This is a genomic window from Isoptericola sp. NPDC057559, from assembly GCF_042801555.1.
Lineage (GTDB): Bacteria > Actinomycetota > Actinomycetes > Actinomycetales > Cellulomonadaceae > Isoptericola.
In genome coordinates, this window is the sequence record NZ_JBHVFQ010000016.1 from 79,873 (window position 1) to 97,145 (window position 17,273).

Annotated in this window: 16 protein-coding genes and 1 pseudogene; 5 read left to right on the forward strand and 12 right to left on the reverse strand. The window is 74.2% G+C overall.

Going from position 1 to position 17,273, the window contains the following annotated elements; genetic code table 11:
- Window positions 1-82: 82 nt before the first annotated feature.
- The 6 genes from ACFU5J_RS15260 to ACFU5J_RS15285 all read right to left on the reverse strand — a co-directional run bounded on the left by ACFU5J_RS15260 (window position 83) and on the right by ACFU5J_RS15285 (window position 8,227).
- Window positions 83-976 (reverse strand): carbohydrate ABC transporter permease, encoded by an 894-nt coding sequence (locus ACFU5J_RS15260; RefSeq protein WP_430577079.1) that lies wholly within the window; start codon window positions 974-976, stop codon window positions 83-85.
- Window positions 973-1,974: a carbohydrate ABC transporter permease gene (locus ACFU5J_RS15265; protein WP_430579277.1), complete on the reverse strand. Its 1,002-nt coding sequence runs from the start codon at window positions 1,972-1,974 to the stop codon at window positions 973-975. Before ACFU5J_RS15265 ends, ACFU5J_RS15260 begins: the two co-directional genes overlap by 4 nt.
- A complete protein-coding gene (locus ACFU5J_RS15270; protein WP_430579278.1) occupies window positions 1,958-3,247 on the reverse strand; it encodes an ABC transporter substrate-binding protein in 1,290 nt (429 codons plus the stop codon). The genes ACFU5J_RS15265 and ACFU5J_RS15270 overlap by 17 nt, the downstream gene beginning before the upstream one ends.
- 102 nt (window positions 3,248-3,349) lie before the next feature.
- A complete protein-coding gene (melA, locus tag ACFU5J_RS15275; RefSeq protein ID WP_430579279.1) occupies window positions 3,350-4,774 on the reverse strand; it encodes an alpha-galactosidase in 1,425 nt (474 codons plus the stop codon).
- Between the two features lie 91 nt (window positions 4,775-4,865).
- Window positions 4,866-6,587 (reverse strand): ABC transporter transmembrane domain-containing protein, encoded by a 1,722-nt coding sequence (locus tag ACFU5J_RS15280; RefSeq protein WP_430579280.1) that lies wholly within the window; start codon window positions 6,585-6,587, stop codon window positions 4,866-4,868.
- The gene (locus ACFU5J_RS15285) at window positions 6,584-8,227 is read right to left on the reverse strand and encodes an ABC transporter ATP-binding protein (RefSeq protein ID WP_430579281.1); all 1,644 of its coding nucleotides are present in this window, start codon (window positions 8,225-8,227) and stop codon (window positions 6,584-6,586) included. The genes ACFU5J_RS15280 and ACFU5J_RS15285 overlap by 4 nt, the downstream gene beginning before the upstream one ends.
- Before the next feature lie 224 nt (window positions 8,228-8,451).
- On the opposite strand from ACFU5J_RS15285, the gene ACFU5J_RS15290 reads away from it, so the two are divergent.
- Entirely contained in the window at window positions 8,452-9,300 is an 849-nt protein-coding gene (locus ACFU5J_RS15290; protein ID WP_430579282.1) for a helix-turn-helix domain-containing protein, read from the forward strand.
- A 28-nt stretch (window positions 9,301-9,328) separates the two neighbouring features.
- Here ACFU5J_RS15290 and ilvA read toward each other — a convergent pair whose 3' ends face one another.
- The 4 genes from ilvA to ACFU5J_RS15310 form a co-directional block, all read right to left on the reverse strand.
- The gene (gene ilvA / locus ACFU5J_RS15295) at window positions 9,329-10,552 is read right to left on the reverse strand and encodes a threonine ammonia-lyase (protein ID WP_430579283.1); all 1,224 of its coding nucleotides are present in this window, start codon (window positions 10,550-10,552) and stop codon (window positions 9,329-9,331) included.
- Window positions 10,553-11,815 (reverse strand): AI-2E family transporter, encoded by a 1,263-nt coding sequence (locus ACFU5J_RS15300; protein WP_430577073.1) that lies wholly within the window; start codon window positions 11,813-11,815, stop codon window positions 10,553-10,555.
- A 92-nt stretch (window positions 11,816-11,907) separates the two neighbouring features.
- Window positions 11,908-12,525, reverse strand: coding sequence for a YdeI family protein (locus ACFU5J_RS15305; RefSeq protein WP_430579284.1), 618 nt, complete (start codon window positions 12,523-12,525; stop codon window positions 11,908-11,910).
- Between the two features lie 98 nt (window positions 12,526-12,623).
- On the reverse strand, window positions 12,624-12,824 hold the full coding sequence (locus tag ACFU5J_RS15310) for a hypothetical protein (RefSeq protein ID WP_430579285.1): 201 nt from the start codon (window positions 12,822-12,824) through the stop codon (window positions 12,624-12,626).
- Between the two features lie 89 nt (window positions 12,825-12,913).
- Between ACFU5J_RS15310 and ACFU5J_RS15315 the strand changes: the two genes are divergently transcribed.
- Together ACFU5J_RS15315 and msrA are read left to right on the forward strand one after the other, a co-directional pair.
- A complete protein-coding gene (locus ACFU5J_RS15315) occupies window positions 12,914-13,597 on the forward strand; it encodes a TetR/AcrR family transcriptional regulator C-terminal domain-containing protein (protein ID WP_430577070.1) in 684 nt (227 codons plus the stop codon).
- Between the two features lie 30 nt (window positions 13,598-13,627).
- Window positions 13,628-14,308, forward strand: a complete 681-nt coding sequence (gene msrA, locus ACFU5J_RS15320; RefSeq protein ID WP_430579286.1) for a peptide-methionine (S)-S-oxide reductase MsrA — start codon at window positions 13,628-13,630, stop codon at window positions 14,306-14,308.
- Window positions 14,309-14,369: 61 nt separating this feature from the next.
- Here the strand turns inward: msrA and ACFU5J_RS15325 are convergent, their stop codons facing one another.
- Window positions 14,370-15,254, reverse strand: coding sequence for an aminoglycoside phosphotransferase family protein (locus tag ACFU5J_RS15325; RefSeq protein ID WP_430579287.1), 885 nt, complete (start codon window positions 15,252-15,254; stop codon window positions 14,370-14,372).
- Between the two features lie 47 nt (window positions 15,255-15,301).
- On the opposite strand from ACFU5J_RS15325, the gene ACFU5J_RS15330 reads away from it, so the two are divergent.
- The gene (locus ACFU5J_RS15330; protein WP_430579288.1) at window positions 15,302-16,159 is read left to right on the forward strand and encodes an aldo/keto reductase; all 858 of its coding nucleotides are present in this window, start codon (window positions 15,302-15,304) and stop codon (window positions 16,157-16,159) included.
- Here the strand turns inward: ACFU5J_RS15330 and ACFU5J_RS15335 are convergent.
- On the reverse strand, window positions 16,144-16,962 hold the full coding sequence (locus ACFU5J_RS15335; RefSeq protein ID WP_430579289.1) for a metallophosphoesterase family protein: 819 nt from the start codon (window positions 16,960-16,962) through the stop codon (window positions 16,144-16,146). The genes ACFU5J_RS15330 and ACFU5J_RS15335 overlap by 16 nt on opposite strands.
- 107 nt (window positions 16,963-17,069) lie before the next feature.
- On the opposite strand from ACFU5J_RS15335, the pseudogene ACFU5J_RS15340 reads away from it, so the two are divergent.
- A pseudogene (locus tag ACFU5J_RS15340) lies at window positions 17,070-17,273 on the forward strand (hypothetical protein); the annotation flags it as partial.

Consider the following 17,273-nt stretch of genomic DNA (forward strand, 5'->3'; position numbering starts at 1 on the left):
CGTCCCGCGGCCGGTCGGCCGCGTCACCAGGACGACGAACGGGGCGGGCCCGGACAGACACCTGTCGCGAGATTCTTCCGCCCTACTTGATGCCCGTGCTCGCGATGCCCTGGACGAAGGTGCGCTGGAAGACGAGGAACACGACGAGCAGCGGCACGACGGCGACGGTGGCGACGGCCATCACGGCGCCCCAGGGCGAGCTGAACGCCGGGTTGTTCGTCAGGGTCGACAGGCCGACCGGGACGGTGAGGCTCTCGTTGCCCTGCAGCACGACCAACGGCCACAGGAAGTCGTTCCACCGGTTCATGAAGCCGAGGATGACGAGCACGCCCACGAGAGGCCCGCAGGTGGGCAGCACCACCCGGAAGAAGGTCCGCAGCTCCCCGGCGCCGTCGAGCCGTGCCGCCTCGATGAGGGCGTCGGGGACGCCCAGCATGAACTGGCGCGCGATGAAGATGCCGACGACGTCGAACAGCGTCGGCAGGATCACCGCCCACGGGGAGTCGACGAGACCGAGCCGCGCGACGACGAGGAACGCGGGCACCAGGGTCACCTGGATGGGGATCATGATCGTCACGAGGAACAGGGCGTAGAGCAGCCCGCGGCCGCGGAAGCGGTACTTCGCCAGCGCGTACCCGGCCCCGAGGGACACGCACACGGACAGCGCGGTGCCCACGGTCGCGACGAGGAACGAGTTGCCCAGCCAGCGCCAGACCGGCTGCTGCGCGAAGACCTCGGTGAAGTTCGCCGTCGTCGGCGCGTCGGGCCAGAGGTAGAACGCGCTGCTCTGCGACTGGCCGCCCGGGGTGAGGGCCGAGACCACCATCCAGTACAGCGGGAAGACGACGAGGATCGCGACGGCGGTGAGGCCCGCGGTGAGCAGCCAGCGGCGGCGCAGCGAGCGGCGCTCCCGGGTCGACCGGCCGGCGCGCACGGGGGCGGCGGGGAGGGGGGTGGGGTGCACGTCGACGGTCACAGGAGCTCCTCGGCCTTCGTCGTCGCCCGCTGCCGCAGCAGCGTGAACACCAGCAGGATCAGCACGAGCAGGAGGCCGAGCGCCGCCGCATAGCCCATGCGGGCGTCGGCGAACGCCGACCGGAACACGTACTGGATGAGGACGGTCGTGGAGAAGCCGGGGCCGCCGCCGGTCATCACGTAGATGACGTCGAAGGCCTGCAGCGAGAACACCACGTTGAGGATGAGCAGGATCGACGTGGTGGGGGCGAGCAGGGGCACGGTGAGCCGCCGGAACCGCTGCCAGCGGCTCGCGCCGTCGATGGCGGCGGCCTCGCGCAGCTCCGACGGGACGGACTGCAGCGCGCCGAGGTAGATGATCATGCAGAACCCGATGCGGGTCCACACCACCACGAGGACGAGCGTGACCATCGCGGTGCGCGGCGACGTCAGCCACGGCAGCCCGTCGAGCCCGACCGCACGGAGCGCGTTGTTGGCCACGCCGTAGTCGGGGTTGAAGATCCAGGACATGATCACGCCGACCACGACGCCGGCCGCGACCATCGGCACGAAGAACAGGGCGCGCAGCAGGCCGCGGCCCGGCAGCGGCCGGTTGAGCGCGACGGCGAGCGCGAGCCCGATCGCCATGGCCGTGGGCACCGTGCCGACCGTGAAGACCAGGGTGTTGAGCAGCGCCGTGCGCAGCAGCGGGTCGCCGAGCATCGTCGCGTAGTTGTCCGCGCCCACCCAGGCGCCGTCGCCGAGCGTGGCCGTGTCCTGGAAGGACAGCGCGACCGCGATGACGACGGGCACCAGCGAGAACGCGAGGAACAGCAGCCCGGCCGGGCCGACGAACAGGTACGGCGCCCAGCGACGTCGACGGCGGGACCTGGTCCCGTCCGTCCTCGACCCCGCCCGCGCGGGGTCGTCCGGCGCGGGGTCGTCCGGCGCCGGGCCGGCGGTCGCCGGGCGGGTTGCCGCCTGCCCGGCGGCCGTGAGGGTCTCACCGCGTGGTGACACTGCGCATCGCCTCCGTCATCTGGGCGCCGCACTCGGCGGGGCTGAGCTCGCCGAGGAAGCACAGGTCGAGGTAGTCCGCGAACACCGAGTTGAGCGAGCTGAAGTACGGGCCGGACTGGGCCCGCACCATCGACAGCGGGATGGTCGTGGCCTGGTCGATGAACTGCTGCATGGTGTCGGAGTGCCGCTCGTAGCCGATGTCGGCCGCGTCCAGCGAGGACCGGGCGGGCAGCCAGTTGCCGCGCCGGCAGAACTCCGCGACGTTGGTGCGGCTGGTGACGAAGGCGACGAGCTCGGCGGCCAGCTCGGGGTGCTTGCTGGACCTCGTCACCGCCAGCGCGTTGCCGCCGAGGTCGGAGGCCTCGCCGCCGTTGCGGATCATGTAGGTGGTGCCCCACTCGTCGGGGCGCGCCTCGTCGAGGGCCGCGATCGCCTCCGGATTGTCGAGCAGCAGGCCCGCCTGGCCGGTGGCGAAGAGGTCGCGCCCGACGGCGCCGCCGCCCGACTTGCTCATGTTCGCCGGCGACGTCAGGCCGTCGGCGTACCAGCGCCGGCCGAAGTCGAGGGCGCCGACGGCGGCGTCGGTGTCCATGCTCGGCGTCGCGCCGTCCTCCCCGAGGAAGGCGCCGCCGTTCTGGTAGACGACGGGCATCCAGCGGTAGGCGGTCTCGGGGCCGCTCCAGCCGTAGCCGAAGCCGTAGCGGCCGGTGATCCGCTGCGCCTCGCGCGCGATCTCGAGGAACTCGTCCCAGTGCCACGCCTCGTCGAGGGTCTGCGGCACGTCCACGCCGATCTGCTCGATCACCCGCTTGTCGTAGTAGGTGATGAAGTTGTCCGTGTGCTGGAAGACGCCGAACAGGCCGTCGGCCTTGGCGCCGATCGCCCAGAACGGCGTCGAGTAGTCGTCCTCGTACTCCGCCGGCACGGCGCCCGTGAGGTCGACCAGGCTGCCGTTGGCGGCGTACCGGCCGATCTGCTGCGGGGTGATGCGGATGATGTCGGGCGCGAGGTCGGCCGCCAGGCGCGTGATGAACCACTGGTGGAACTGGCCGGTGGTGACCTCCACCGCGACGCTGGTGCCGGGGTGCGCCGCCACGAACTCGTCGGCGATCGCCTGGTACGACGCCAGGTCCAGGGGGATGTTCCACGAGGACAGGCGCAGGTGCTTGGTGCCGGTGGGGGCGCCGGAGCAGGCGGCGAGCGCACCCGCCACACTGATCCCGGCCACCGCCAGGAAGCTCCGGCGCGACAGCCCGCGCACAGGGGTCGGCATGTCGTCTCCTCTTCGTCGAGGGTCGTCGAGACGTCGGGACGGCGCGGTGCGCGGCCCCGCCGTCGGTGCCCCGGGCGTCGTCGCCCGGGGCACCGTGCGCGCCTAGAGCGCGAGGGCGGGGTCCCGGTCCACCGCGTCCGCCGGCGGCGACGCCGCGGGCCGCAGGGCGGCCGGGAGCAGCGCGGCGTGCGCCTCCAGCAGCTCGCCCGTCATGGCCCGGATCTGCTCCAGCGTGCAGTGCGCCGACGTCAGCGGGTCCATCGCGACGGCGTGGTGCACGTGCTCGACGTCGCCGGTGAGCGCGGCGCGCACGGCCAGCGTCTGGACGTTGACGTTGGTGCGGTTGATCGCCGCGAGCTGCGGCGGCAGCTCGCCGAAGGACGTGGGCTGCACCCCGTTCGCGTCCACCAGGCACGCCACCTCGACGCACGCGTCGTCGGGCAGGTTCGTGATCACCCGGCCCGCGTTCGGCACGTTGCCGTAGACGACGGCCGGCACCCCGGTCACGACGGCGTTGACGATCGACGCCCCGTACTCGACCGACGGGCTGAGGTCGGCCTTGAGCCGCTCGAGCTGGTCGTCCACGTCGCCCTGCTCGTCGTGCGCGGAGCAGATCTCGTAGTAGTCCCAGCGCTCCGGGATGTACTCGAGGGTCGTCTCGGCGTCCTTGCGGAACCACGGCACGTACTCCGACGCGTGGTGGCTGGACTCCGTCTCGAAGTAGCCGAAGTGGTTCATCAGCGTGGTGCGGACCTGCTCGTTACCGCCCTCGTAGGTGCTCGCGGCGAGCGCCTCGTCGGAGTGGTCGCCGTCGTCGGTCAGCAGGTCGGCGGCGGCGCGGCCGCGGCGGTGCCGGTCGGCCATGACCTCCCGCAGCCGCGGGTAGAGGTCCTCGTCCCCGCGGCGGAAGTCGAGCACCCACGCCTGGTGGTTGATGCCGGCGCACCGGTAGGACACCTCGTCGTACGGGACGCCCAGGGTGCGGGCGAGCATCCGGGTGGTGCCCTGGACGCTGTGGCACAGGCCCACGGTGCGCAGGCCGAGCGCGTTGAGGTACCCCGTCGCCATCGCCATCGGGTTGGCGTAGTTGATGAACAGGGCGTCCGGGCACAGCTCGAGCGCGTCGGCCGCGATGTCCTGGTAGGCGCGCACCGAGCGCAGGAAGCGGAACACCCCGCCGGGGCCCACGGTGTCGCCCACCGTCTGGTCGACGCCGTAGCGGCGCGGGATCTCGACGTCGTGCCGGTAGGACTCCACGCCGCCCACCTGGAACGTGATGATGACGAAGTCCGCGCCGTCGAGCGCCTCGCGGCGGTCGGTGGTCTGCCGCACGTCGGTCGCCAGGCCGTGGTGGTCCACGAGCTCGCGGGCCGCGCTCGCCACGCGGTCCAGGCGGCCCGCGTCGAGGTCCATGAGACACAGCGTCGCGTCGCGCAGGGCGGGGAAGCTGAGCAGGTCTCCGATGAGGCGGAACGGGAAGACGAAGCCGCCGGCACCGACGATGGTGATCTTCGGGGAATGAGCCATGCAGCGACGCTAGGCCCGAGGATGGCGGTCGATCTTCCGGATCGGTCGCCCCATTTTCCGGGATCCTTTGGTCGGCCCCACGAACGGCGGCCTAGTGGCCGACCAGGTCGTACGTCTGGTGGGCCAGGTCCCGGATGGGCCTGCGGTTGCTCACCACGATCAGCACGCTGTCCCGGGAGCTCGCCAGCAGGTTCTCCAGGAGGCGCCGTTCGGTGTCGACGTCGAGGGAGGCCGACAGGTCGTCGACGAGCATGACGTCCGCGCGGTGCGCCAGCATCCGGGCGGCGGCGAGCCGGTGCAGCTGCCCGCCGGACAGGCGGTGCCCCTGGGGCCCGATCCCGGCCTCCGTGCCCTCGGGGATGCGGTCGACGTCGTGGTCCAGGGTGCTGGCGGCGAGCACGTCCGCGAGCAGGGACGGCGATCCACCGAGGAGCACGTTGCTCGCGAGCGAGTCGCTGAAGACGTGCGGCGCCTGCGGCGTGAGCGACATCAGGGGCGGGGCCATCGCCACGCCCGGCGGCAGGGTCCAGCCCCGCACCGCCACGCTGCCGGCGGAGCGCGGCAGGGTGCCCTGGATCGCGCGCAGCAGGGTCGTCTTCCCGACGCCGACCGGGCCGGCGACGACCACCAGCTCGCCCGCCCGGGCCGTGAGGTCGAAGTCCCGGACCCCGGGCTGCCCGCCGGGGTGCGCGTAGCGGAGGCCGGTGACCTCGAGGACGGGTGCCCCGACGTCGACCCCGCCGGGGTCCCGCGGCGCCGGGGCGCGCCCGGCGACCTCGGTGGGCGCGGGAAGGTCCGGTGTCGGCACGGTGAGGTCGCGCAGCCGGCGACCGGGGAGGATCTCCCGCAGGCGCTCCTCGGTCACGCTGAAGCGCTGGAACCGGCTGACGAACTGGCCGACGGCGTTGACGAGGGTGCCGAACGTCCCCAGCGCGTAGATGAAGTACGCGAAGTCGCCCACGCTGAAGCTGCCGTCCCGGATCCCCGCGGCCGAGGTCCACATCACCAGGGAGGTGCCGAGGAGGACGACGATGCTCTGGCTCGACGCCAGGACACCGCCGAACACCTCGTTGAGCACGGCCGCGTGGCGTCGCCGGTCGTTCACCTGGCGCACGCGTTCGACGACGTGACGTCCGGCGTCGTTGACCTTGATGGCCTCGATGCCCGCGAAGCAGTCGCGGAGGAAGGCGGAGACGTCTCCCGCCGTCTGGCGGGTGTGGTGCTGCAGCTCCTTGATCCGCCGGCTGGCCAGGAAGGCGATCACCGCGATGCCCAGGGTCGGCAGCACCGCGAGCAGGGTGGTCCTCAGGCTGATCGTGAACAGCACGCCGAAGGTGACCGCGCTCGTCACGACCGACGACGAGACCAGCTGGATGCCCCGCTTGCCCAGCACCTCGGCGACCTCGACGGTGTCGTCCCGGTAGCGGGACAGGATGTCGCCCGTCGGCACGGGCGGCGGCAGCGCGCCCGGGCGGCGCAGCAGCCGCTCGGTGAGCCGCACGCGGACGTCGTGGTAGATGCGGTACCGGAACACGGTGTCGACCGCCATCCAGCCGGCCGCGCCGACGGCCTCGGCGGCCTTGAAGCCGAGGTAGGCCAGCAACGGCGCCACGGGGAGCGCCCAGCCGGCGGCCTGGCCGGGCAGGGCGTCGAGGAACGCCCGGAGCGCCAGGCCCGGCACCACGGCGCACAGGAAGAAGGCGATCCCCGTCAGGACGTCGGCCGCGAACAGGGCCCGGTGGGGCCGGACCATCCCGGCCAGCAGCCCGACCCGGCCCACGTCCTGACGCACGAGGCCCCGGCGCGCTCTCACGATCCCCCCTGCTGCAGCATCGTCGCGAAGCGCGATCCCCGGTCGGCGGAGAGCCGGTCGCGCGGGCCGATCTCGACGAGCCGCCCGTCGTCGATCACCGCGACGAGGTCCACGGAGTCGAGGGTCGCCAGGCGGTGCGCGATGACCACGGCCGTCCGGCCGGCGAGGGCCGGGCGCAGCGCCGCGTCGAGCCGCCGCTCGGTCTCGGGGTCCAGCCTCGCCGAGGCCTCGTCGAGGACGACGAGCGAGGGGTCGTGGATCAGCACCCGCGTCAGCGCGAGGAGCTGCGCCTCCCCCGCGGACATCACGTGCTCGCTCACCCGGGTGTCCAGGCCGCTCGGCAGCCGCCCGACCCAGTCGGTCAGCCCGAGCGCCTCCAGCGCCGCGGTGAGGCGACCGTCGCTCACGTCCGGGTCCATGAGGGTGATGTTGTCGCGCACGGTCGCGTCGAGCAGGAACACGTCCTGCGTGACCACGGCGACCGCGGCCCGCAGGTCGGTGACGCTCACCTGCGCGGTGTCGACGCCGCCGATGCGGACCGCCCCGGCGTCCGGGCGGACCAGGCCCGCCAACAACTTGGCGACCGTCGACTTCCCCGCACCGGTGCGGCCGACCACCCCGAGCGTCCGCCCGGCGGGGAGCTCCAGGCTGAGGTCCGTGAGGACGGGGTGCCCCGGGGTGTAGCCGAACGTCACCCGGTCCAGGGTGACGTCGCGGGGGCCGGCGGGGAGCACGGCGGTCCCGGTGCGGGGCTCCACGGGCATGTCGAGGATCTCGCGGGTGCGGCTGAGGCCCGCCATCGCCCGCTGGTAGTCCTGGAGCTGGTGCGAGAGCCGGATCAGGGGCTCCTGGAGCTGCTGGGTGAACGCGAAGACCAGGTAGACCGTGCCGATCGTCATCGCCCCCTGGCCGAACCGGAGCCCGGCCAGGCCCAGGGCGAGCGCCGTGACCAGGGCCGTGAAGAGCGAGGCGGACGCCCAGACCAGGCTGCTGCCCACGAGCGCGGCCCGGAGGTCGGTGCGCAGCACCCCGCGGTGCCTGGCCTTCAGCCCGTCCATGGCGTGGCCGACCGCCCCGAGGGCCTGGAGGTCCTCCGTGCCCCGCAACCGCTCCTCGACGTATCCCATGAAACGCGCCACGGCGCCGCGGCTGTCGCGGTAGGCGTCACGTCCCCAGCCGGCGACCCAGCGCAGCCCGGCCAGCCCCACGAGCAGACAGACGAGGAACAGCAGGCCGACGCGCCAGTCGACGGCGAACAGCGCCGTGACGACACCGACCACGATCAGCGCCTCGCCGACGATCGTGATCACGAACCGGGAGAACAGGTTGCTCAGCAGGCCGATGTCACCGTCCACGCGCTCGACCCACTCGCCCGGGGCCGCGTCGTGGTGGCGCTCCAGCGGGAGGTCCATCGCGTGCTGCAGCACGTCCTCGCGGAGCCTGTTGGTCGAACGCCACGCCACGGACTCGGCGACCCCGGCCTCCCCCGCCGACAGCGCGTACCGCGCCACCCCGAGGACGCCGAACAGGACCACGAGCCGCGCCGAGCCGGCGACGTCGAGGGTGCCGGTGGTGACGCCGTCGATGAACTCGCGGACCACGAACGGGCTGGCGAGGGTCGCGCCCGTCGCGCCGAGCATGACCCCACCGAGCAGGCCCAACCGCCTCGACTCACGGCGGAAGTAGGGCCAGAGGAAGCGCCAGTCGCCGCGCGCCGCCGACGGGGGCCGAGCGTTCTCGCCAATGAGCACGCACGGGACAGTAGCCCAGGCAACCCATCGGGTACAACGTGGAATCGCAAGGTCGCGCCCGGCCTCGTCCGCGTCCACGTACCGGGCGCCGGGGCAGGTCCTAGGCTCACCCCGTGACACTCCGCGCCGACGACGTCCGCCTCGAGGAGGCCGCGCTCTGGGTGCGGCACGGCGCCCCGCCGGTGATGGAGCACCCGCACCGGCACGACGACCTGGAGCTCAACCTCGTCCACTCGGGCCGGCTCGAGTACCTCTTCGGCGGCTCGACGCTGCGGGTCGAGGCCGGCGAGGTCGCCCTCTTCTGGGGCGGCACCCCGCACCAGCTCGTGGACCCGGGGCAGGTGCCGACGGCGGTGTCGTGGGTGCACGTCCCCCTCACGGAGGTGCTGGGCTGGGCGCTGCCGACCGAGCACGTCGCCGTGCTGTTGCGGGCCCGGCCCGTCGTCGTGCCGGCCGCGGACCTCGCCCGCGACGTCGACGCGATGTTCGCCACCTGGCGCCTGGACGTCACGGCCGGCGGCGACACCACCGTCGTGATGCTCGAGGTCCAGGCGTTCGTCCGGCGCCTGCTGGGCTCCGACGCCGCCGCGACGCACCCCGGCGGCGGGCCGGACGCGCAGGACGGCGCCGGGGACTCCGGCCCGGCGGCCCGGGCCGCCGCGATGGCCCAGTTCGTCGCGGAGCACTACCGCTCCGCGATCTCGCCCTCCGACGTGGCACGCGCCGTGCACCTGAGCCCGAGCCACGCGATGACGCTGTTCAAGCGGGTCGTGGGCACCACCCTCGGCACGTACATCGCGCGGTGCCGGGTGGCAGAGGCGCAGCGCCTGCTCATCACGACGGACGCCACGACGGTGGAGGTCGGGCACGCGGCGGGGTTCACGTCGCAGAGCAGCTTCTACGACACGTTCCGCCAGATCTGCGGGTGCGCTCCGGGCGACTACCGCCGCGCCCTGCGCTGAGCGGGCCCCGGGCGTCCGCGCGCGACGCTCAGGCGACCTCGAACCCCGCGGCGCGCAGCCGGTCCACGACGGCGGCGCAGTGCTCGTGGCCCTTGGTCTCGAGCTGCACGTTCACGAGCACCTGCGACACGGTGAGCGACGTGTCGGTGCGGGTGTGCTCCACCTGCACGATGCTGGCGCCCGCGGCGGCGATGACGTCCAGCAGGCTCGCGAGGGAGCCCGGCCTGTCGTCGATGCACACGCGCAGCTGCAGGTACCGGCCGGCCGCCACGAGGCCGTGCTGGACGACGCGCAGCAGCAGCAGCGGGTCGATGTTGCCGCCCGTGAGGACGGGGACGATGGTGCCGGGCAGGGAGCCCGGCTCGGCGGCGAGGACGGCCGCCACGCCCGCGGCGCCGGACGGCTCGACGATCAGCTTGCCCCGCTCGGCCACGAGCAGCAGCGCGCGCGACATCTCCTCCTCGGAGACGGTGCGCACCTCCACGCCGAGGCGCTGCAGCACCTCGAAGGGCACGTCGCCCGGCGTGCCGATGGCGATGCCGTCCGCCATCGTCGCCCCGAGGGACAGCGGCACCGGGCGGCCCGCGGCGAGCGACTCCGGGTAGGCGGCGGCCGTCTCGGCCTGCACGCCCACGACCTTCACGTGCGGGGCGGCCTCCGCGAGCACCGTCGCGATGCCGGCCACGAGGCCGCCGCCGCCCAGCGGCACGACGACCGTGCCGACGTCGGGCACCTGCTCGAGGATCTCGAGGGCCACCGTGCCCTGGCCCGTCACGACGTCCAGGTGGTCGAACGGGTGGATGAGGGTGCGGCCGGACCGGGCCGCCTCCGCGCGCGCCGCGACCAGCGCCTCATCGACGCTCTCGCCGACCTGGCGCACCTCGGCGCCGTAGCCGCGCGTGGCGGCGAGCTTGGGCACCGACGCGTCGACGGGCATGTAGACGATGGCGTGGATGCCGAGCATCTGGGCCGCGAGCGCGACGCCCTGCGCGTGGTTGCCGGCGCTGGCCGCGACGACGCCGCGCGCCTTCTCCTCGTCCGACATCCGGCTCAGGCGCGTGTACGCGCCGCGGATCTTGAACGAGCCGGCCCGCTGCAGGTTCTCGCACTTGAGGACGACGGGCGCGCCCGCGGCCTCGCTCATCGCGCGGAACGCCTGCACCGGCGTGCGGGTGATGACGCCGTCGAGCAGCGCCGCGGCGGTGCGGACGTCGTCGAGGGTCACACGGTCGATCGGGGGGTGTGCTGCCACTTACCTGTTCTCTCCTGCCGGGCCCGCGTCGGAGGCGGGCGAGGCAGGAGCGTCGGGCAGGTCGATGGTGCTGTCCGACGCGCCGCCCGTGGCCGCCGCCTCCTGCGACGACCCCCGTCCCGACCAGAGCAGGGTACCGGGGAGCTGAGGTCGTCGACGCAACAATGGCACATGGTCCTCGTGGCCCAGCTCGGGGAACTTGTCGTGCCCGTGCAGGTAGAGCAGCACGGTGTTGAGCACGGCCGCGAGCGGGACGGCGAACAGGGCGCCGACGATGCCGGCGGCCAGGCTCCCGGCCGCCACCACGAGCACCACGGCCACCGGGTGCAGGGACACCGCGTGGCCCATGAGGAAGGGCTGCAGGATGTGGCTCTCGGCCTGCTGCACCAGCAGCACGATGCCGAGCATGATGAGCGCCGCGATCCACCCGTTGGCGACCAGGACCACGGCGGTGGCGATGGCGCCGGTGACGATCGCGCCGATGATCGGCACGAACGAGCCGATGAAGACCAGGATGCCGATCGGCAGCGCGAGGGCCGGGACGAAGAACGCCGACCCGATGCCGATGCCGACGGCGTCGACGAACGCCACGAGGATCTGGGTGCGCACGTACGCGGACAGGGTGACTAGGCCGCGGCGGCCGGCCTGGTGCACGGGCTCGCGGGCCCGCATCGGCAGCAGGTTGACCAGCCACGTCCAGATGGTGCGCCCGTCGAGCAGGAAGAAGATCGTGCAGAACAGGGCGATCAGCGCGCCCACGAGGACGTGCCCCACGGTGGTCGCGGCGCCGAGCGCGCCCGAGACCAGGCCGGAGCTCTCGACGATCGAGCTCTGCAGCTGCTGGCCGTACTCGGACAGCTGCTTCGAGTCGAGCTGCAGCGGGCCCTCGGCGAGCCACGTCGTGAACTGCTTGAACCCGGCGACCGCCTGGTCGGCCAGGTCCTGGAAGCCCCCGACGATCGACGTCCCCGCCAGCGTGATCAGGGCCCCGACCAGCACGATCAGGCCGACGATCGAGATCGCCGTCGCGAGCCCCCTGCGAAGCCCCCACCGCTCGAGGGCCCGGCGCACCGGGGCGAGCAGGATCGTCAGGAGCAGGGCGATGGCGACCGGCACGACGATCGTCTTCAGCGTCGCCAGCAGCCACAGGAAGGCGGCGACCGCGGCGGCGATCAGGAGGATGCGCCACGACCACGAGGCCGCGGCACGGATGCTCAGCGGGACGGCGTCCGCGCCGGAGGGGGAGGTGCGTTCCGAGCTCACGGGCAAACCCTAGGTGGCGCGCGGGCACGTCGCGCGAGGGCGCCCCCGCACGGCCCCGGCCCGGGCCTCGATCTTCACAGCGCGTCCACAGGTCAGGCCTCCGGGCGGCGCTTCTGCGGGTAGAGGGTCTCGCCGCGCTCGAGCATCGCGACGTACTTCGCGACGTTGCGCTCGCGCGCCTCCGCCGTCCTGAGGGCGCCCAGGCGGTGCAGGATCGCGTACCGGTTCTGCGCCGTGAGCACCTCGAACATCGCCGCCGCCGCAGGGCTGGCCGCGATCGCCGCACCGAGGTCGTCCGGCACCTCGGCGCGCGCGGAGCCGTGGTAGGCAGCCTCCCAGCGTCCGTCCGCCTTCGCCGCGTCGATCTCCGCCCGGCCGCGCGGGCGCATCCGCCCCTCCTGGGCGAGGCGGGCGACGATCTCCTGGTTGCGGACCGACCACCGGCTGCGGGGCCGCCGCGGGCAGAACCGCTGCAGCATCGAGTCGGCGCCCAGGCTGCGCATCTGCGCGTCGATCCAGCCGCTGCACAGCGCCTCCTCCAACGCGGTGGCGTGGGTGAGCGTCGTGGGCGACGGGCGGCCCTTCTTCGCGAGCACCAGCCACACGCCGTCGGGGCAGGAGCCCTCGTGCTCGTCGAGCCACGCGCGCCACCCGGCCGGATCGGGGAGCAGGAGCTGGTCGGGCAGGTCCGCGGGCCGGTCCGTGGTCATCGCATCGTCTCCTCGGGGACGGGTCGGGCGTCGCCCATCCTGCCGCCCCCGGGGGTCGCGGCCGCCCCGGCTCGCCGCCCCCGGCCGCGCGCGTCCCGTCAGGCGGGGCGGGGGTCGCCGTCGGCGTCCTTGACCAGGCGGTCGCCCACCTCCACCTGCCGCCACAGCTCCTTGCCCACGCGGACGGTGGTGGACGTGCCGTCGTCGAGCTCCAGCTCGAGGCGGCGGTAGAGGTTGGACCCGTCGAGCAGCCCGCGCGACTTCTTGCGGACCGTGCCGCTCCAGCCGTCGTCCGTCATGGCCTCTCCTTCGTGTCGGTCGTCGACCCGTAACTTATCACCGATAAGTTTGCCGGGCCCGCCCCGCCGGCGGGCGGTACGGTGACGCCGTGCCCCCACGACCGCCCCTGCTCGACCGCCGCGCGATCGTCGCCGCGACGCTCGAGGTGCTCGACGAGCGCGGCCTCGACGGCCTCTCGCTGCACGCGGTGGCCGCCCGCCTCGGGGTGCGGCAGCCCGCGCTCTACCACCACTTCCGCAACAAGGCGGAGGTCCTCGCGGCCGCCGCCGCGGAGGTGCTCGACCGGTGGCACACGGAGCGCCTCCCGGAGCCGGACGAGGACTGGCGGGCCTTCCTCGCCCGCAACGCGCACAGCCTGCGGCGGGCGATGCTCGCCGTCCGCGACGGCGCGCGGCTCGTCGCGTCGACCGGGCCTCGCGCCCCCAACCCCGCCAACGCGCTCGCCCAGGTGGAGCTGCTCGAGCGGCACGGCTTCGCCGGCGTCGACGCCGTCCTCGCGTACATCGCCGTGTCCCGGTACACCATCGGCGCGACCCTCGAGGAGCAGGCCACTCCCGACCGCACGGCGATCGTGCCCGGCCAGGACCTCCCGGCCGGCGCCGACCGGTTGGCCCGCCTGGGCGCGCAGGTGGCCGCGATCGGGGCGGACCGCGAGTTCGCCGCCGGCCTCGACGCGCTCGTCGCCGGGCTCGCCCCCACGGCCGGCGCCGGAGGGAACACTCGCCCCCCGGACGTCGTTGCGCCTACCGGGACCTCTGCGTCCCGACCCTGAAGGGCAATGAAGGTCAATGGAGGTAACGCGATGAACTCGATCTTCGACCAGCTGCTCGGCCGCTCCGGCAAGAGCACGATGGTGGCGCCGGAGGACGCGCTGCCCGGGCGCGAGTCGCCCGTGCTGCCCGCCGCCCGCCCGCACACGGTGCTCGGCACCTCGATCGTCGGCCCGTGGCCCGAGGGCACGCGCGTGCTGTACCTGGCGATGGGCTGTTTCTGGGGCGCCGAGGAGATCTACTGGCAGGTGCCCGGCGTGGTGAGCACGGCCGTCGGGTACATGGGCGGCACCACGCCCAACCCGACGTACGAGGAGGTGTGCACGGCGCGCACCGGGCACGCCGAGACCGCGCTCGTCGCCTACGACCCGACGAAGGTCTCCGAGGCCGAGCTGCTCAAGATCTTCTGGGAGCGGCACGACCCGACGCAGGGCTTCCGGCAGGGCAACGACGTCGGCACCCAGTACCGCTCGGCGGTCTACTGGACCACCCCGGAGCAGGAGAAGGCCGTCCGCGAGACCGCCGAGACCTACTCCGCCGTCCTCGCCGCCAAGGGCTACGACCCGATCACCACCGAGCTGCGCCCGGCCGTCGAGGCCGGCCCGTTCTACTACGCGGAGGACTACCACCAGGAGTACCTGTCCGACGCGAAGAACCCGCACGGCTACCGCTGCCACGCGACCACCGGCGTCCCCTACCCCGACGCCGCCTGACGCAGGCAGCCCGCACGGCCCGTCCCCGCACCGGGGGCGGGCCGTCCGCGTCCCCGGCCGGTCAGGCGAACACGTCGAGCAGGCGGCGGCAGCGCACCGGGTCCTCGGTGAGCCCGCGCGCCAGCCCCCACAGCAGGTAGGACGTCGCGCGGAGCACCACCCAGGCGCGCGCCCGGTCGCGCGGCACCCCGGCGGCGCGGACGAACGCGTCGAAGGCGGCGACGACGGCCGCCTCGGTGGGCAGCTCGTCGAGGCGGGTCCACTGCACGCGGCCGAGGTCGGCCTCCGGGTCCCCGCGCCAGAGGACGGGGTCGACGACGAGCCAGGGCGCGCGCGTGCCCGCCAGCACCTGCTCGTGGTGCAGGTCGCCGTCGGCGGCGAGGTCCGACGCCGGCGCGGCGGCACGCTCCGCGGCGAGGTCGAGCGCGACGTCGAGCTGCGGCGCCGGCAGCGGCTCGCCCAGCGCCGACCACTCCCGCGGGAACGACTCCGTCAGTCCTGCGGCGATCCCCGCCGTCGACGGCGCTTCGTCGGGGGCGGGCACAGCGAGAGTCCGCGTGAGCCCCGCGAGCACCTCGATCGCGGCGTCCAGGGGCACGTCCGCCAGCGACCGGCCGCCGTCCAGCCGCTCCAGGAGCGTCGCGCCCTCCTCCTCGTCGGCGTCGACCAGCAGCACCGTGCCTCGGCCCGCCCACACCCGCAGCGCCCGCACCTCCGCCGCGACGTCGTCCCCCGTCGGCGTGAGCCGCAGGGCCAGCCGCTCGTCGCCCCGGCGCACCGGCACGACCAGCGCGTTCGAGCCGTGCGCCGGCTCGCCGTCGACGGCGAGGCCCCAGGCCGCGCACCGCGCGGCCACCCGCGAGGGCAGGTCGTCCAGCCAGTCGCGGCCGGCGTCGTCGTGCCACCAGCGCGGCATCGCGCGGAACGAGGACGGCACCGTGATCACGCCGCCACCCTAGGGGCCGCGCCGGGCGACGGGTGTGGAATGGGGGCATGAGCGACCACCCCACCCCGCCCGAGGTCCCCACCCGCACGGCCGCCGACGGCACCACGATCCCGGCGGTCGGCTTCGGCACCTACAAGCTCAAGGGCTCGGCCGGCGCCGACACGATCGCCCGCGCGATCGACGCGGGCTACCGCCTGATCGACTCCGCGTTCAGCTACGAGAACGAGGGCGCCGTGGGCCGCGCCGTGCGCGCCGCGTCCGTCCCGCGCGACGAGCTGCTCGTCACCTCCAAGCTGCCCGGCCGCCGACACGCCTACGACGAGGCCGTCGCCACCGTCGAGGAGTCCGTGCTGCGCACCGGCCTCGACCACCTCGACCTGTACCTCATCCACTGGCCCAACCCGCGGGTCGGGAAGTACGTCGAGGCGTACCAGGCGCTCGTCGACTGCCGCGAGCGCGGTCTGGTCCGGCACGTCGGGGTGTCGAACTTCCTGCCCGAGCACCTCGACGCCGTCATCGCGGCCACCGGCGTGACCCCGGTCGTGAACCAGGTCGAGCTGCACCCGTACTTCCCGCAGGCCGAGCAGCGCGCCGCCGACGCCGCGCGCGGCGTCGTCACCGAGGCGTGGAGCCCCATCGGGCGGGCGAACGCGCTGCTGAACGACCCCGTCGTCACCGCCGTGGCGGCCGCGCACGGCGTCTCCCCCGCCCGGGCGATCCTGCGCTGGCACGTGCAGCTCGGCGTCGTGCCGATCCCCAAGGCGTCGAGCCCGGAGCGCCAGGCCGACAACCTCGACCTGTTCTCCTTCGAGCTCACCGCCGACGAGATGGACCGGATCACCGGCCTCGGCCGCCCCGACGGCCGCACCAACGACCAGGACCCGGCGGTCTACGAGGAGCTCTGAGCCTCCCCCGCGGGGCGGGCCGCGCGCCCGTCCCGCGGGCCGAACGCGGCCAGCGCGTCGGCGTCGCTCGCCGCCGACCGCAGGTACTCGTCCGCCCACGCGCGGGCACCGGGGAAGGCCGACCCGGCGACCACGGCCTCCACCGCTGCGTCGACGTCCACCGGCGTGTGCCGCAGCTCGACCTGGCCGTCGCGCAGCAGCGCCCACGACCCGCCCGCGCGGCCGTACGGCATCCCGACGCTGCCCGGGTTCACCACCAGCCGCCGGTCCACGAGCCGCACGAACGGCATGTGCGTGTGCCCGCACAGCACGGTGGTGACGTCGCCGTCGAGCCCGCCCAGCACGTCGGCCCAGCGCTCGAGCGACGAGTCGACGAGCACCACCTCCTCGTCGTCCCGCGGCGTCCCGTGGCACGCGACCACCCGGCCGAACCCGCGCACGCGCAGCTCGACGGGGTGCGGCAGCCCGGCCAGGAGGTCGACGTCGGCGGGCCGCAGCCGCGCCGCCGCCCACGGCGTGACGGCGTCGGGCACCGGCCCGCTCCCGTCGCGGGCGTGCGCCACGAGCTCGCGGTCGGCGTTGCCCCGCACCAGCACGGCCCGGTCGCCCAGGGCGCGCAGCCGGTCGAGCACCTCCACGGGCTGCGGGCCGGCGGCGTGGTCGCCGGTGACGACGACGGCGTCCGCCGCCCGCACGTCCGGCTCGGCCAGCACCGCCTCCAGCACGGGCAGCACGCCGTGCACGTCCGAGAGCACCGCGACCGTGCCCAGCTCGCCCTGGTCCTCGTCCCCGTCGGCCCGCATCGCCCCACGCTCGCAGCCGGGGCGCGGCGGCGCACGCGGTGCCGCCCAGGGCAGCACGGCGGCGCCGGCGCCGCGACAGCGTCGGAGGCGGGTGCGACGATCGTCGGGTGCTGCTCGCCGACCTGGTCGCCACGCACTCCGCCGTCGCCGCGACGCGATCGCGGCTGCGCAAGCGCGAGCTCCTCGCGGACGCGCTGCGCGCCGCCGACGCGGGCGACGAGGTCGAGGTCGTCGCGGCGTTCCTCTCAGGGCGGCCCCGGCAGCGCCGCCGTGCCGCTCAGCGTGCGCTTCTTCGACGTGCTGCACCACGA